Raw genomic sequence first — 16,587 nt, 5'->3', positions numbered from 1 at the left:
CGGGGTTGTCGGTTCGCCAGCCTTGGACGACATACGAGTGGTCTGTCGCGTACAGCGTCGGGCACTCGCCGACGGTAGAACCGCCCTTGCCGAGGAACTTTAAGCACATGATCTTGGCTCCCGTCTAAGAGTGTGACCGTGTGTGACACCTCACTGGATCATGGTGCCCGATCAGGGCCACCCAGATGGCCTGTAGAGCGAAGCTACGTCAAGTTCCGTCAAGCTTCTGGCGGCTGAGGTTCCGGGCTATCTAGCGTCCTTGTGCAGGCACGCGGCACCGGGTGAAGCGCCCCGGTGCGGGGTGCTTACCAACAACGACCAGGGGGCAACAAGTGCCGCTTACCGAACCACAAGCCAACGTGCTTGGTGTACTCGCGGGGTTGAAGCCCACAGAGGCGCTGACCGTGCGGGAACTGTGCAACGCAACCGGTCTCAGTCCTTCCCGGACACGCGCGATCGTGACCCGGCTGTCCTACGACGGTCTGCTGTTCGGCACCAGCAAAACCCCGGCCGCGTACTGGATCACGACGCACGGCCGGGCGGTCATCCAGAAGCCCGCCTACCGGGATTACGTACGTCGGCATGAGCTCTCCGTGAACGGGGTGAACCGATGAGGCAACGACCAACCGCGATCGGTTACTTACGGACGGACGTTTCCGGTGTCTCGCAAGCATGGGACGAAATCCAGATCCGCAGCCGCGCAATGCGACTCGGCTACGAACTCGCCAAGACCGTGACGTTCGGCGCCCACACCGACTCCCCGTTGAGCCGGTTGCTCAATGTCGTGCGGCAGATGGACGTAGACGCGGTGATCACACCCAACCTCGAACATCTCGGCGGGAACGTGCCAGCCGAACTGGTCCGAATGTGCGAGATCAACACCGTGACACCACCGGAGACGTACCCGCCACCTATGCCGTTTCGGTTTGTCGATGTGAACGAGCCAGAAACCTGCTAACGCCCCGTCCAGCCGGATCGCTGCCCTACCTCCTCCCGCTGCTCGCCGAGCATAGTGATATGGCGGTCGAATGCGGTGTGGGCGACCACCATTCGACTGCGTTCAACGGAGCTCTCCGGCCCCAAAGCTCGATACAGCGGAAGTGTGCGGACATCGAGTGATGGTGGCTGCCAACCGATCTGCGAGTGGTGATGCTCATCCGCTGACGTGCGGTCGGCGACATTATGGTGTGTTCGAGCTGTTTCGATCGTGCTCGGGTGCATGTGAGTCGAACGCCTGGGCGACGGCGAGGCTGTCTTCGTAGACGTGGTGGCGGGTGATGAGGCCGTTTTCGATGGTCAGGTGCAGCGCGAAACGGGAACGGTAGGCGCGTCCGGTGGGGCGGGCAGTCTGGCGGATTTCACCCAGCACCACCGCATCCGGACCGTCGACGACGATGCGTTCGATCAGGGTGCCGACCTGCTCGGGCACGTGATGGCGCGCGATCTCGCGATAGTGTTCGGCCGCGTCGGCGCGTGTGGCTCGGTGGCGAATCCATGGGGTGGCGGGTCGGTTGTGCTCGGTGTCCGGCCAATTCAGTTTCCAATCGCTGACCGGGGCGTAGAGCGTGGCAGTGGCGTCCGGATCGCCCGCACCGATTCGGCGCAGCAACTCCTCGACCACGGTGCGGGTGATGATCGTCCCGGAATTGTTCATACCTGCCACCATGCCCGTGTCAATGTGGCACGTCGATTACCTCGAAGGTAATACCGTTCGCGTGCTGGTCCGTTCTCAGACGGTGGAGCGCATGCGTGACCGGACGAACTCGCGGGCGTGCCGGTGCACGACACCGTCCGACTCCGGCTGCAACACCACGCCGAGCAACGCAGCCAGCCGTATCTAGGGTAGGCCCCTGAATTCCCACAACTGAGCCACTTTCAGTGGGCCTACTCGCAAGGAGTCCAACAAGAACCAGTTCACACCGGCACGGTCGCCTCCAACTGCTTCACGAGCTTGTCGGCGGCCTCGATGCCCGAGCGGCAGGATGCCTCGAGTGGGGCGCCGCGTAGGTAGTCGCCTGCCAGTTCGAGGCCGGGGGTGGTGGCGACCTCGGAGTGGACCTGGGACAGGAACTTTCCGTGGAATGGGACGTAGGCACAGTAGGCCGCATCCCAGATGCGTTTGACTGTATGGACGCGGTTCACGTGGTCCACTCCGAGTAGTCCGGTGAGTTGGCGCTCGGCATTATCGATCCACTGGTCGAGCACCTCGTCGGTTGGGGTGGGGCGGGCGTGGCGGCCGCTGAAGGTGTAGCGGACTATGTGTAGGTCGTTGATGCCGTATACACCGGCGTTGCTGCACGGTCCGTCGTCGAGGACGATGGCGCGGACCTCGGTACCGAAGACCGGGCGGTCGTACTCGACCAGCACCACCGCGGCGGGGAAGTATTTGACCTCGCGCAGTAGATCGCTCAGGGCGGGCAGTTCGGATTTGACGATCTCGGCGGTGGCGTGGGCGGGCGAGGCGAGTACGACTCCGTCGTAGTAGTGGTCGGCCACCGGGCCGCCGTGTTCGGAGATGCCGAGGCCGATCACTCGGCCGTCCGCGGTGCGGACCTGCTCGACCTTGGTATTGGTGCGCACGTATACCAGCTCGGACAGCTCGTCGATGATCGGCGAAATGCCGTGGGTGAGTTGGTCGTAGGTGTCCATGATCATGTTGAGGTTGGTGCCGAAGGTGCCGAGGTAGACCTCGTCGGGTTCGGCGCCGTTCATGCGGACGTTCATGGGACGGAACATATTTCGGACGATTCGCGGGCTGAAGTGCGCGCTCAGCGGCCGGTCGTCATTGCGGTCGGCGATCCTGGTGAAGGCCGCCGAACCGAGGAAGCGGTTCTCCTCCTTGCGGCGCACCAGGAAACCCAGATACGCAAGCTTCAGCAGATCCCGCACCGGACCGAGGCGGCGCAGGCGGCTGATCTTGTCCCAGGCGCTCTGTCTGCTGTCGAGGGTGAGTATCTCGCCGTCCAGCACCCGGGAGGTGTTGATGCCGAACTCCTCGTATTCGGGTTCGCCGAATTCGGCCAGGAATTCCCGCAGCGCGCTGTATTTGCGGCCCAGGTTCTTACCACCCGTCATGACCGGGCGCTCGCCGAGCCGATCGACACCGAAGCGTCCGCCGAGCACCTCCATCTGCTCGATCAGTTCCACCCGGTAACCGGCCTTGTGCAATTGCAGCGCGGCCGTCATGCCTGCGATACCGGCGCCGACGACTGCGAGCCGCCGGTCGGCACGTCTCGGATTTTCCATCGCGGTCTCCTCAGTTCTGCGCGTCGGATGAGTGCGCGTCGGACGGATACGGAATGAGTTCGATTCGGCATTCGGCGATTCGGACGCCGAACTGGGACAGCGCCAACTCGATATCGGCGCCGAAGTCCGGATCGGCGTCGACCCGGTGGGTGAAGGTGAGCGGGCCGTCCAGTTCGGCGAAACCGGTGAAGGTGGCTTCCAGCCCGGCGAGTGCGTACGGCTCGCCCGCGGCCACCAGGGCGGCCTGTCGGAAGCCCTCCAATATCAGCGGCCCGGGGACGTGGTCGTAGGGGTGGTCGAAGAAGGACGGATGCGTGCGATCCACGAGCAGTTCGAGATCACCGCCGACCACGACATTGCGAGAGTCGCGCCGACCGATGCGATTCGGCGGCACCGGTGCGGGGGCGTTGATGGCCGCTTCCTCCGGACGGTTGCGCCGTTGGTGCGTGCGGAATTCGGCGTAGGTCTGCGGCGGGAAGGCGATGCCGCCGCCGCGCACCGTCAGTGCCGCGGCGGTGCCGATGGTCAGGGTGGCATCGAAGGAGTGCTCGGCGAGATAGCCGGCGCCGGATCCGAGGTCGGTGCGGATCCGCACGACGCCCTCCATTGGCTCGGTTCCGGTATCGCGCAGCGCGCTGTGATCCTCGATCTCGGCGGTCATCCGCTGCAGGCTGAGCGCGGTACCGAGCGGCAGCCCGAGGTAGCGGTGCCCGAGCACGGTCATGGCCTGCCGGATCGCCTCCACCGCCGCGAGCGGGTCGTGGAAGTCCGTGACGCGATCCGACCACAGCGAATGCGCGCGCGGAATCTGTATCGCCGCCAGATACTCCCCCGGACCGGCGGCCGCGGTATCGGCGACGAAAACCTCACCGAGACAGCGTCGGTGGGCCAGCGAGCACGGCACCGTCTGCTCGAAACTCAGCGTGCTGGTGTGTGTGGTCGGCGGGGTGAGCAGTTCCTTCGGCATGGGTGTCCTCCTCAGATACCGACGCGCACCGCGTCGTCGACGAGTTCGGCGAGAACCAGTCCGGCGAGGGCCCGTGGGGTGGGGTTGTCGAGAAAGACCTCGACCGGGATGCACGCGCCCGCAAGCGCATTCATGCGGTTGCGCAGTTCCAGTACCGACAGAGACGTCAGCCCGGTGGCGAGAATGCCGGTATCCGCGTCGATCTCGCCGTCGGCCCGGTCGACCAGGATCGCGGCGATCTGGGTGCACACCGTCGTGCGGACGAGGTCGGATCGCTGCGGTTCGGATAGCGCCCGCGCGCGTGCCCGGAACTCGGCGTTCGGGTCCGCGGTCGGCAATGCGGTTGGTTCGGCGGGCTCGTCAGGATGCAGCGGTGCGACGGGCTCGGTGCTGTCGCACCAATAGTGCTGTGTGCCACGCCAATACCGCCGGTGTTGGAATGCGTAGGTGGGCAGGTCCACCGTCCGCGCCCCGGAATCGGCGAAGGTCGCCGCCCAGTCCACCCCGATGCCGCGCACCCACGCCCCGGCCGCGGCCCGCATCGGGTCGTGTGGTTCGGATTCGGCGGTGCGCAGCGTCGCAAATGTGACGCACGCCCGATCGACGGCACATTCGTACGCCATACCGGACAGCACGTCACCGGGGCCGATCTCGACGAAGGTATCGACACCCGCGTCGAGCAGATAGCGCATGCAGTCGTGGAAGAGCACGGTGCCGCGGGCCTGGCGCACCCAGTATTGCGGTGCGCACACCTCTTCGGCGGTGACCGGTTTGCCCGTGACGTTGGACAGCAAGGTGATCGACGGCGGCTTCAATTCGGCGGCCGCCACAATGGCGCCGAATTCCTCGAGCAGGCCGTCCAAATGTGGGGAGTGGAAGCCACGTTCGACCCGCAAGCGCCGGATCCGCCTACCCCGGGCCCGCCAGAACTTCGCCAATGCGCCGATCGCGGCCTCGTCACCGGAGATGACGGTGGCGTTGGGGCCATTGCTCGCGGCAACCGACACCTGGCCGTCATATCCGGCAAGCGATTCGGTGACCTCGTCGAGCGTCGCGCGCACCGCGAGCATGGCGCCGGGACCGAGCCGCTGCATCAACCGCCCCCTGGCCGCCACCACGGCCACGGCATCGGCACGGGAGAACACACCGCCGATATATGCCGCGGCGAGTTCACCGATCGAGTGGCCGAGCAGAAAATCGGCAGTCAGGCCCCAGGATTCGAGCAATCGGTAGGTCGCGACCTCGACGGTGAACAGTGCGGGCTGGGTGAACTCGGTGCGGTCCAGCGCATCCGCGGCCTGCGGATCGAACATCACGGTGCGCAGCGGCCGGTCGAGATGGGTGTCGAAGGCGGCGCACAGCTCGTCGAAGGCCGCGCGGAAGGCCGCAAACGCCTCGTACAGTTGCCGGCCCATGCCGGTGCGCTGACTGCCCTGACCGGGTAGCAGCAGGCCGAGCTTGCGGCCGGACGCGGCGACACCGGAGACCACGGCTCGGTCGACCGCATCGCGCGCCGCCGCCGATGCCGCATCCCGCAGTCCATCGTGATCCGCGGCGAGCAGTACGGCCCGGTGATCGAAGACGGTGCGGGTGGTCGCCAGCGAGAAACCGACATCCGCGATATCCGCGGGCGGCAGGGAGCTCAGGCGCGCGGCTTGATCCCGCAGCGCCGCTGCCGTCCGGCCCGAGAGCACACACGGGTACACCGGATATTGCCGGACGGCTCGCGGTTCGTGCAGAATGCCCGGCTCCGCATCATTCTGCGCCGGATCGTATTCGACGATGACGTGCGCATTGGTGCCACTGAATCCGAATGCCGACACGCCAGCCCGTCGGGGTCGTCCGGTCTCCGGCCACGGTCGCGCCTCGCTGGCCAGCCGGACCCCGCCAACCGACCAGTCGATGTGTTCGGAGGGCCGATCGACATGCAAGGTCGCGGGTACCACCCCGTGCTGCATGGCCAGCACCATCTTCATCAATGCCGCTGTGCCCGCGGCGGATTGGGTGTGCCCGATATTGGATTTGATCGAGCCGAGCCACAATGGCCGCTCGGGATCGCGATCGCGCCCATAGGCCGCGAGCAATGCCTGTGCCTCGATCGGGTCGCCGAGCGGCGTCCCCGTGCCGTGACCCTCGACCACATCCACATCGACGGCCGACACCTGCGAATTCGCCAGCGCCTGCCGGATAACGCGCTGCTGGGCTCGACCATTGGGTGCGGTCAAACCATTGGATGCGCCATCGGAATTGATGGCACTGCCACGGATCACGGCGAGCACCGGATGTCGGTTGCGCCGGGCGTCGGACAGGCGCTCCACCACGAACATGCCGACGCCCTCGGCCCATGCGGTGCCGTCGGCGGCCTGTGCGTACGGTTTGCACCGTCCGTCGGGCGCCAGGGCGCGCTGCCGGGAGAACGCGATGAACGGCGATGGCAGCGACATCACGGTGATCCCACCGGTCAATGCCAGCGAGCACCCGCCGCCACGCAGCGATTCGACGGCCTGATGCAGTGCGACCAGCGCACCCGAGCAAGCCGTATCGACCGTGACGGCGGGGCCTTCCAGTCCGAGTAGATAGTTGATCCGGCCGGTGGCGAGGCTGGCCTGGGTGCCGAGCACGTAGTACGTCTCGAATCCGTCCCAGTCCGGCGACCAATCCGAATAGATCTGATCGCTGACCGCCGCGAATACCCCGGTATCGGTGCCGCGCAGGGTGGTCGGGTCGATGCGCGCCCGCTCGATGGCCTCCCACGCCACCTCCAGCAGCAACCGCTGCTGCGGATCCATTGCCCCGGCCTCGCGTTCGGACACCCCGAAGAATCCGGCGTCGAAATCCGCTATGCCGTCGAGGAATCCACCGAGACCGACGGTTGTCATACCGGGTTCGTCATGCGCCGCCGCCGGACGCCAGCCCCGATCGGTCGGGAATTCCATAACCATCGACCGCTGTTCGGCGACCAGATCCCACAGTGCCTCCGGCGACCGGACGCCCCCCGGAAACCGGCAGGCCATTCCGATGATCGCGATCGGCTCGGTCTGTGCGGCCCGCATCTCGCGCAACCGCTGCCTGGTCTCCTGCAACTCGTGCACCGCGCGGCGCAGATATTCCCGCAACTGTTCGTCATCGGCCATGGTGGCGCACCTCCCTTCGGCCTCGGATCAGTCCAGTTGGTCGATGAATTCGAACAATTCGGCGTCCTCGGCCACCGCGAGATCGGCGATGCTCTCGCTCTCCGCGCCGCCGTCGAGTTCGCGCAGCACGGCCCGCAGCCGGGTGGCGATATCGCGTCGATCGTCGGGATCGAGCGAGGCCGCGGTGCAGCTGTTCGCCAGCGCCGCCACCTCGGACCTGATCCGGGCGGGTACGTCGTCGACCGGTGCGATCTCCTGGCGGATGTATCCGGCCAGTGCGGCGGGGGTCGGATGGTCGAAGACCACCGTGGTGCCGAGATTGATGCCGACCGCGGACTTGACCCGGTTGCGGAACTCCATCACGCCGAGCGAATCGAAACCCAGTTCCTGGAACGGGCGTTCGACGTCGATCGCATCCGGCGACTGATGGCCAAGGACGGCGGCCGCCTGTGCGCGGATCGCATCCACGATGACCCGCTGTTGTTCGACCGGATCGAGTCCGATCAGACCGGCCGCGAATTTGGCCGATTCACTCGATCTGGCCGCCGCGGCCCGCCGCGAGGACCGCGCCAGACCGCGCAGCATGGCGGGCATATCGGCCGGATCCATCGCCGAGAGCACCGACATATCCAGACGCGCGGCCACGGTGGCGGCCCGGCCGCTCGCCAGCGCCGCGTCGAAGAGCGCCATGCCGTGGTCATCGTCGATGGGCAGCATGCCCTCGCGACGCATCCGCGCCCAATCCTGATCGCCCAGTTGCGCCGTCATACCGCTGGCACTGCGCCAGGCGCCCCAGGCCAGCGCGGTGGCGGGCAGTCCAGCGAGCTGGCGGCGGCGAGCCAGCGCGTCCAAATAGGCGTTCGCCGCGGCGTAATTGGCCTGGCCCGGTCCGCCGATCACGCCCGCGATGGAGGAGTAGAGCACGAAGGCGGCCAGGTCGAGATCCTTGGTGGCCTCGTGCAGATGGTGCGCGGCATCGACTTTGGGGGTGAAGACCGTTGCCACCTGCTCGGCGGTCATGGAATCGAACATGCCGTCGTCGATCACACCGGCGGTATGCACCACGGCCGTCAGCGGATGCTCCGCCGGAATGGCCTCCAGCAGTGCCGATATCGCGGCCGGATCGGCCACATCGGCGGCGACGACATCGACATCGGCACCGTGGGCCGTCAATTCTGCCACCAGTTCGGTCGCGCCGTCGGCGGCCGGACCGCGGCGGCTGGCCAGCAGCAGCCTGCGCACGCCGCGCGCACCGACCAGATGCCGGGCGAGCACGGCACCGAGTCCGCCGGTGCCGCCGGTCACCAGGACCGTGCCCGCGGGATTCCACCGCTGCGGCACCGTCAGCACATTCTTGCCGATATGGCGGGCCTGGCTCATGAACCGGAATACCTCCGGTGCTTCCCGCACATCCCAGGACGTGACCTGAATCGGCCGCAGCACACCGGAGTCGAACAGTTCGACCAGTTCGGTCATGATCTCGCGCAGCCGGTCGGGGCCCGCCTCCATCAGGTGGAAGGCCCGGTAGTAGACGCCGGGATGGTCGGCGGCCACTTTGTCCGGCTCACGTCGGTCGGTCATGCCCATTTCGATGAAGCGGCCACCACGCGGCAGCAAGCGCAGGGAGGCGTCGACGAATTCGTTGGCCAGTGAGTCGAGCACGACATCGACGCCGTGTCCGTCGGTGGCATCGAGGAATCGCTGTTCGAAATCGAGGGTGCGGGTGTCGCCGATATGCACATCGTCGAATCCCATGCCGCGCAGCACATCCCACTTCGGCTTGCTCGCGGTGACGTAGAGTTCCGCACCGAGATGCCGGGCCAGCTGCACCGCGGCCATGCCGACGCCGCCGGTGGCGGCATGCAACAGCAGGGTCTCCCCCGGCTGCAACCCGGCCAGATCGACCAGGCCGAAGTACGCCGTGGCGAAGACCACCGGTGCGGCGGCCGCCTGTGCGAAGGACCAGCCGCGCGGCATCGGAACCACCAGCCGCCGATCCACCACGGCGGTGGAGCCGACCACCGGCAGGAAGCCGAATACCCGGTCGCCCGGCGCGAAATCGGTAACGTCCGGGGCGACTTCGAGCACGACACCCGCGCCCTCACCGCCGATCGGCGCGTCCGGATCCGGATACATGCCGAGCACGATCAGCACGTCACGGAAGTTCACACCCGCCGCCCGCACCGAGACCCGGACCTGACCGGACGCCAGCGGTGCGGTGGCGTCGGGATCCGGTGTGAGCGCGAGGTTGTCGCCGGTCAAGGTGCCCTTGTCCAGTGGGAGCAGCCGCCAGTCGCCCGCGTCCGGTGAAGTGCTCACTTCGACCGTGTCCGCGCCGGAGCGGCTCACCCGGACCGCGTGCAGGCCGCCGCGTCGCAGCGCCAACTGTGGTTCATCGGCGATGGTGACGGCCTGTTCGACGGCATCGCGGTAGTGCGCCCGATCGTCGACATCGACGAGCAGCATCCGCCCCGGATTCTCGTTCTGCGCGCTGCGCAGCAGGCCCCAGGCCGCCGCGCCCGCCAGCTCGGCTTTTTCCGCGCCGTGCACGGCCACCGCGTTGCGGGTCACTACCACCAGGATCCGTTCGGCGGCATCCTCCTCGGTTACCAGCCGCTGCACGGTCGTCATCAGGTCGGTCACCCAGTTGCGTACCGATTCGGGTGTGCCGCTATCCGATTCGACGGCGTCGGCGGCAAGCACCGCGGCCCGTTGCCCGGCCACGGTCGCCGATTCCAGGCTCGCGCCCAGCCGCGCCCACGGCTCGTCGACGGTCACGTCCTCGGTGCGCGGCACGGTAATCCAGGTCGTACCGAGCAGATCCGCGTTCGCGGTCGACTGCACGACCAGCGCTTCGCGGGGCAGCGCGCGCAATGCCAGCGCGGCCACCTCCGCGACCGCAGCGCCACCCGCATCGGCCAGCGCGAGTGAGATCCGGTCCGGCGCCGGTGCGGTCAGCCGCACCCGCAGCGATGACGCACCCACCGCGTGCAGCGAGACGCCCTCCCAGGAGAACGGCACCGATACCTCGCCGTCCGCACCCACGGCGGCGCCGCCGAGGGCGATAGCGTGCAACGCGGCATCCAGTAGCGCGGGGTGCACGCCGAACCGTTCGGCCGAGGCGCGCGCCTGTTCCGGCAGATCCACCTCGCCAAACAGATCGTCGCCGCGCCGCCAGAGTGCGGTGAGCCCGCGGAACAGCGGGCCGTAGCGATATCCTGCCTCGGCCAGATCGTCGTAGCCGCCGTCGAGCGCGACGGGCTCCGCGCCCGACGGCGGCCACGTCGCGAAATCCGCACTAACCGTGCCCGATTCATCCTGCGGGGCCGGTTCGACAACACCGACGGCGTGGCACGTCCATTCGATCCGGTCACCGGTCTCGGATTCGGCCTGTGGGCGCGAGTACACCGTGAGCGCCCGGGCGCCGGTGTCCTGCGGTGCGGCCGCGATGACGCGCAATTCGATCGCGCCGGTGCCGGACAGCGGCAGCGGCGCCTGCAACACCAGCTCGGCCAGTCGGGTGCAGTCCACCAAACTGCCCACGTGCAGGGCCATTTCGACGAAGGCGGTGCCGGGCAGCAGGACGGTACCGGCGATATCGTGATCGGCCAACCAGGGATGGCTGCGCAGCGAAAGCCGCCCGGTGCAGACGATCTCATCGGATTCCGGCAGCCGCACCAGCGCGCCGAGCAGCGGATGCGCGGCATCCTCGAGCCCCGACTGCCGCACATCACCGACACCGGCGGATTGCAGCCAGAACGGCTGCCATTGGAAGGGATAGGTCGGCAGGTCGACCGCCGTCGCACCGCTTCCGGCGAACAACTCCGCCCAATTCAGCGGCGCGCCAGCGCAATATCCGGCGGCCAGCGCGGCAATGAGTCCGGACACCTCGCCGTCCGCGCCGGGCGAGCGCAGCACCGGCTTGGTCGTCGGCACCGGTTGCTCGGCCGCGGCGGCGGTCTGCACCACCAGCGTGGTCAGCGCCGCGCCGGGTCCGGCCTCCCACGCGACGCCGACTCGGGCATCGCTCAGCCGCTGAGCGGCCGCCATGAACCGCACTGGTCGGCGCACCTGAGCGACCCAATAGGCCGGGGAACGCAATTCGTCATCGCTGGCCGGTTCGCCGGTCACCGTGGAGATGATCGGAATGGTCGCCTTGTGGTAAGTCAATCCGGCGCAGACCTTGTCGAAATCGGCGAGCATCGGCTCCATCCGCGGCGAATGGAATGCGTGACTCACCACCAGGCGCTTGGTCTTGGCTCCGCGCTCGGTCAGGATCGCCGCGATCTCGTCGACGGCATCGCCATCGCCGGAGAGCACCAGCGAGCGCGGCCCGTTCACCGCCGCGATGCCGACCCGGTCCGCGCGATCGCCGATGAGGGCGGTCACCTCGTCCTCATCGGCGGTGACCGAGACCATGGTGCCGCCCTCGGGCAGCGCCTGCATCAGTCGTCCGCGCGCGGCGACGAGCGCGCAGGCGTCCGAGAGCGACCAGACCCCGGCCACGAATGCCGCCGCGATTTCACCGATGGAGTGCCCGACCAGGTAGTCGGGGCTGACGCCCCAGGATTGCAGCAGCCGGAACAGCGCGACCTCGATCGCGAACAGGGCGGGCTGGGTGTATTCGGTCCGGTCCAGCAGCGCGGCCTGCGCGGTGTCCGGTTCGGCGAAGATCACCTCGCGCAGTCCCACGGTCCAGTCCGGGTTGGCGGCATCGACCTGTGCGCACACCTCGTCGAAGATCTCGGCGAACAGCGGATAGGCCCGGTACAGCCGGGTGCCCATGCCCGCGCGCTGGGCACCCTGGCCCGGGAACAGCACCGCGGTACGGACATCGCGTCCGGCGACGCCGCGGATCACCTGTGGCGAATCCTGTTCTGCCGTCAGTGCTTCCAGCGCGGCCAGCAGCTCATCGCGATCGGATCCGAGCAGTACCGCACGATGCTCGAATTCCGAGCGGGTCGCGGTCAGCGAGTGTCCGATATCGGTCGGATCGGTGTCCGGATATTCCGTCAGGTACGCCGACAATCGCCGCGCCATCGCGGGCACGGCCGCCTCGGTGCGCCCGGACAGTACCCACGGTGTGATCGGTGGCTTGTTCCGTTGTGGTGCAATGCTGTTCGGCTCATCGATCGGCGGCTCCTCGATGATCAGGTGCGCATTGGTGCCGCTGATACCGAACGAGGATATTCCGGCGCGTCGCGGCGTGGCCCGGCGCGGCCACGGCCGTGGTTCGGCGAGCAGCCGGACATTGCCCTCGGTCCAATCCACGTGTTCGGTCGGCTGCTCGGAATTCAGTGTGCGCGGCAGCATTTCGTGCCGCATGGACAGCACCGTCTTGACGATTCCGGCGACGCCGGCGGCGGCCTGGGTGTGTCCCATATTCGATTTGATCGAACCCAGCCACAGCGGATCGTCCGGACTCGGCCGCTGCTGACCATAGGTGGACAGCAGCGCCTGCACCTCGATGGGATCACCCAGAACCGTTCCGGTGCCGTGCCCTTCGACCATATCGACATCGGCGGCGGTGATCTTCGCATCGGCCAGGGCGTCCCGGATGACCCGCTGCTGCGCCGGACCGTTCGGCGCGGCCAGCCCATTGGACGCGCCGTCCTGATTCACCGCCGAACCGCGCACCAATGCCAGAATCCGGCGGCCCTGCGCCCGGGCCCGCGACAATCGCTCCAGCACCAGCACACCGACGCCCTCGGACCACACGGTGCCGTCGGCACCCTCGCCATAGGACTTGCACCGTCCGTCCGGCGCCAGCCCGCGCTGCATGCTGAACGAGATGAACGGCGCGGCCTTCGCCATGACCGTGACGCCGCCGGCCAGCGCGGTGTCGCATTCGCCGCGCCGCAGCGCCTGGGCGGCCAGATGCACGGTCACCAGCGACGACGAGCAGGCCGTATCGATGGTGAGCGCCGGACCCTCCAGCCCGAGCGCGTAGGAGATGCGCCCGGACGCGACACTTCCCGTCATACCGGTCATCAGATATCCGGCGAGGTCCGCGGGTGCGGTGTCATCGGCGTAGTCGTTGTAGAACATTCCGGCGTAGACGCCGGTGCGACTGCCGTGCATGGAACTCGGGTCGATGCGCGCGTGCTCGAGCGCCTCCCACGAGACCTCGAGCAGTAGGCGCTGCTGCGGATCGGTGGCCAGCGCCTCGCGCGGTGAAATGCCGAAGAAGCCCGCGTCGAAGGCCGCGGCGCCGTCGAGGAATCCGCCGGAACGGACGTAGGTCTTGCCCTCGGCGCCCGGCTCGGGATCGTAGCAATCGTCCCAACCGCGTTCCGGCGGGAACTCCGAGGTCACCTCGCGACCGGCCATCAGCATGCGCCACATATCCTCCGGCGAGGCGATGCCGCCGGGATAGCGGCAGGCCATGCCGACAATGGCGATCGGTTCCTCGGGATCGGCGGCGGGCGCGAATCCACTGCCATCGGGCGCGTCGGCACCGATCAGCCTGGTGCGCAACAGTTCGGCGAGCCGGTCGATGGTCGGATAGTCGAAGGCGACCGCGGCCGTGAGCTCCACGCCGCTGACCCGGCGCAGCCGGTCGCGCAGTTCGACCGCGGACCGAGAGTCGAAGCCCAGGTCCCGGAACGAGGCCGATACGTCGATCACCTCGGGCGCGATCCCGCCGAGCACCTCGGTCACCTGCTCGACCACCAGTTCGCGCAGCAGCCGCCGCTGCTCCTCGGGGGCGCGGCGGCCGAGCTCATCGCGTTCGAGCACCGCGCTGCGGTCGCCATTCGACTGTGACATCTGGACTCCTCGAATGTGGTTGCGCTGCACCGGAAAACATTCGACTTTCGCCGATATTTCGAGCCTAAATAATGGCCGGTCTGCGCCCGTCCACCGTCCGGTAACCGGTCGGCCACCGCTGGCCCCGATTCGTCGAATTGGGCGGTAGTTTTTTCTTCGACATTCCATGCGAGGCGGGAGTACGACAATGCCGGTTCCGGAATCCACTGTTTTCCAGCGATTGCGTCGGCTCGCCTCGGTCACCGACCACGATGGTCGACCGACCACCACGATCGACGAGGTGTTCACCGGCGAACCGCTCGGCCGCGTTCCGCTGGCCGATACCGATGACGTGCACGCCGCCTTCGCGAAAGCCGCAGTTGCACAGCGTGATTGGGCCAGGCTACCGGTACGCGACCGAGTCGATGTCATCAAGGGCTATCGCGCACTGGTACTCGAACGCCGTGACCTGCTGCTCGATATCATCCAGGCCGAGACCGGAAAGGCCCGCTGGACCGCGCAGGAGGAAATACTCGGAATCCTCGCCGGAACACGGTATTACGCGCGGATGGCGCCGAATTTATTGAAGCCGAAGCGAGTTCGCGGGCCGCTGCCCGGTCTGACCCGGGTGCACGTACATGCGCAACCGAAGGGCGTTGTCGGTGTCATCGCGCCGTGGAATTACCCCATGTTCCTGGCCATCGGCGATTCCATTCCGGCACTGCTCGCTGGTAATGCGGTGGTGCTGAAACCCGCGTCCCGAACGCCCTTCGCCGCCTTGGCCAATGCCGAATTGCTCTACGCGGCCGGACTGCCCCGCGACCTGTTCGCGGTGGTTCCCGGTTCGGGTTCGACGGTCGGGCGCGCCATCGTCGGGGACTGCGACTACCTCATGTTCACCGGCTCCTCGGCCACCGGGCGGGTGCTCGCCCGGCAGTGCGCCGACCGGTTGATCGGATTCTCCGCCGAATTGGGTGGCAAGAATCCGATGCTCGTGGCCGCGGGCGCGGATCTGGATAAGGTCGCGAAGGCCGCGCTGCGCGCGTGCTTCTCGAATGCCGGTCAGCTGTGTCTGTCCGTCGAGCGCATCTATGTCGAGCAACCGATCGCCGAGGAGTTCACGGCGAAATTCGTCGCCGCGATCGAGGCGATGCCGCTGGGCGCCGGCTACGACTTCGCCACCGCGATGGGCAGCCTCAGCTCCGCCGACCAACTCGCCACCGTCGCCAAACACCTCGCCGACGCGAAATCCAAGGGCGCGACGATCGTTACCGGCGGCAAGGCCCGGCCCGACCTCGGTCCACTGTTCTTCGCGCCGACGGTGCTGACCGGGGTGACATCCGATATGGACTGTGCCCGTGCGGAAACCTTCGGGCCACTGGTCTCGATCTACCCGGTCGCCGATATCGATGAGGCCGTCCGGCTCGCCAATGACACCGAGTACGGCCTCAGCGCCAGCGTGTGGGCCGCGACCCCGGCCGAGGGCGAGGCCATCGCGGTCCGATTGCGCTCGGGTGCGGTGAATGTCGACGAAGGGTATGCGGTCGCCGCGGCCAGCCCGAGTGCGCCGATGGGCGGCATGGGCAGCTCCGGACTCGGCCGCAGACACGGTCCGGAGGGACTGCTCAAATACACCGAGCCGCAGACCGTCGCCACCGCACTGGTCGTCGATCTCGACGCGCCACCGCGCATGTCCGCCGAGCGATGGCAGCGGTTGCAGGTGCCCATGGCGGAATTCGTCGGCAAACTTCCCGGCCGGTGACCATTAGCATCGTGCCCTGTGATCACAGTGGCCAGTTGGAACGTTCTGCATCGCGTACACGCGGAGAACTGGGGCTCCGATATCGCCGCGCGCTGGCCCGATGAAACGGCGCGCATCGCGGCGGTGACCGACTGGCTGGCCGCGCGACCCGAACAGGTCATCGCCCTACAGGAGGTCAGCGGCGATCAGCTGGCCAGTCTGCGATCGACATTGCCCGGCAGGGATATTCACGCACTGCGCTATCCGCGCGTCCCGCATCCGCGCAGCGGCGCCAGTCCGCTGCGCGACCGCACCGAACATCTCGTGCTCCTGATCGACGGATCGGGCCGCGAGGTCGCGGCCGAATCCTTCGACAACGATCCGGGCAATGGCGCATTGGCCGTCGAAACGGCCGGAATGGTATTCCTGGCCACCCATGTGACCGGCGACCTGCGACGCACCCGTCAGCTGGCGCGGTTGGCCGAACTCGCCGCACCGGGCCGGGCGACCGTCCTGCTCGGTGACTTCAATATCGACCGCGACACCGTCGCGTCCGCACTCGGCGCCGACTTCACCATTGCCGAGCTGCCCGCCGATTCCGTACCGACGCGCCCGCGCACCTCGGGCACGAAATCCCAGTTCATCGACCACGTGGTGGTCCGAGGCGCGACCGTGCGGCATGCGGAGGTACTCGCCGTCGGCGGTCTCTCGGACCACAATTTCGTGAGCGCCACCATTACCGGCTGAGCCGG

At 67.5% G+C, this 16,587-nt stretch carries 9 protein-coding genes; 4 read left to right on the top strand and 5 right to left on the bottom strand.

All coding sequences use genetic code 11. The features are described 5' to 3' along the window. Window positions 1-380: 380 nt before the first annotated feature. Window positions 381-614: a hypothetical protein gene (locus ACQP0C_RS09505; RefSeq protein WP_433732521.1), complete on the top strand. Its 234-nt coding sequence runs from the start codon at window positions 381-383 to the stop codon at window positions 612-614. Further along, complete coding sequence (locus ACQP0C_RS09500) at window positions 611-958, top strand: hypothetical protein (protein WP_433732519.1); 348 nt, start codon at window positions 611-613, stop codon at window positions 956-958. Before ACQP0C_RS09505 ends, ACQP0C_RS09500 begins: the two co-directional genes overlap by 4 nt. Window positions 959-1,180: 222 nt before the next feature. On the opposite strand, the gene ACQP0C_RS09495 is transcribed toward ACQP0C_RS09500, so the two are convergent. From ACQP0C_RS09495 to ACQP0C_RS09475, 5 genes are all read right to left on the bottom strand, one after another. Beyond that, complete coding sequence (locus ACQP0C_RS09495) at window positions 1,181-1,654, bottom strand: nuclear transport factor 2 family protein (protein ID WP_433732517.1); 474 nt, start codon at window positions 1,652-1,654, stop codon at window positions 1,181-1,183. 260 nt (window positions 1,655-1,914) lie between these two features. Continuing rightward, complete coding sequence (locus ACQP0C_RS09490) at window positions 1,915-3,246, bottom strand: protoporphyrinogen/coproporphyrinogen oxidase (RefSeq protein ID WP_433732515.1); 1,332 nt, start codon at window positions 3,244-3,246, stop codon at window positions 1,915-1,917. Between the two features lie 10 nt (window positions 3,247-3,256). Further along, on the bottom strand, window positions 3,257-4,213 hold the full coding sequence (locus ACQP0C_RS09485) for an AfsA-related hotdog domain-containing protein (protein ID WP_433732513.1): 957 nt from the start codon (window positions 4,211-4,213) through the stop codon (window positions 3,257-3,259). An 11-nt stretch (window positions 4,214-4,224) separates the two neighbouring features. Then, window positions 4,225-7,347 carry a type I polyketide synthase gene (locus tag ACQP0C_RS09480; protein ID WP_433732511.1) on the bottom strand — a complete coding sequence of 1,041 codons (3,123 nt, stop codon included), beginning with the start codon at window positions 7,345-7,347 and terminating at the stop codon, window positions 4,225-4,227. Window positions 7,348-7,374: 27 nt separating this feature from the next. Further along, window positions 7,375-14,115 (bottom strand): SDR family NAD(P)-dependent oxidoreductase, encoded by a 6,741-nt coding sequence (locus ACQP0C_RS09475; protein WP_433732508.1) that lies wholly within the window; start codon window positions 14,113-14,115, stop codon window positions 7,375-7,377. A 187-nt stretch (window positions 14,116-14,302) separates the two neighbouring features. Here ACQP0C_RS09475 and ACQP0C_RS09470 point away from each other — a divergent pair, with 187 nt between their 5' ends. After that, complete coding sequence (locus ACQP0C_RS09470; RefSeq protein WP_433732506.1) at window positions 14,303-15,856, top strand: succinic semialdehyde dehydrogenase; 1,554 nt, start codon at window positions 14,303-14,305, stop codon at window positions 15,854-15,856. 18 nt (window positions 15,857-15,874) lie between these two features. Then, window positions 15,875-16,582: an endonuclease/exonuclease/phosphatase family protein gene (locus ACQP0C_RS09465; protein ID WP_433732504.1), complete on the top strand. Its 708-nt coding sequence runs from the start codon at window positions 15,875-15,877 to the stop codon at window positions 16,580-16,582. Window positions 16,583-16,587 lie beyond the last annotated feature (5 nt).

Source organism: Nocardia sp. CA-129566 (assembly GCF_050956075.1).
GTDB lineage: Bacteria > Actinomycetota > Actinomycetes > Mycobacteriales > Mycobacteriaceae > Nocardia.
Note: the sequence above shows the minus strand (reverse complement) of the source record. Positions and strands in the feature narration are given on the sequence as shown.

What these genes read in the sequence shown, in the direction of transcription:
- ACQP0C_RS09480 (WP_433732511.1), bottom strand. Translation starts at nt 7,347, where the DNA reads ATGGCCGATGACGAACAGTTGCGGGAATATCTGCGCCGCGCGGTGCAC.
- ACQP0C_RS09495 (WP_433732517.1), bottom strand. Translation starts at nt 1,654, where the DNA reads ATGAACAATTCCGGGACGATCATCACCCGCACCGTGGTCGAGGAGTTG.
- ACQP0C_RS09490 (WP_433732515.1), bottom strand. Translation starts at nt 3,246, where the DNA reads ATGGAAAATCCGAGACGTGCCGACCGGCGGCTCGCAGTCGTCGGCGCC.
- ACQP0C_RS09470 (WP_433732506.1), top strand. Translation starts at nt 14,303, where the DNA reads ATGCCGGTTCCGGAATCCACTGTTTTCCAGCGATTGCGTCGGCTCGCC.
- ACQP0C_RS09485 (WP_433732513.1), bottom strand. Translation starts at nt 4,213, where the DNA reads ATGCCGAAGGAACTGCTCACCCCGCCGACCACACACACCAGCACGCTG.
- ACQP0C_RS09475 (WP_433732508.1), bottom strand. Translation starts at nt 14,115, where the DNA reads ATGTCACAGTCGAATGGCGACCGCAGCGCGGTGCTCGAACGCGATGAG.
- ACQP0C_RS09500 (WP_433732519.1), top strand. Translation starts at nt 611, where the DNA reads ATGAGGCAACGACCAACCGCGATCGGTTACTTACGGACGGACGTTTCC.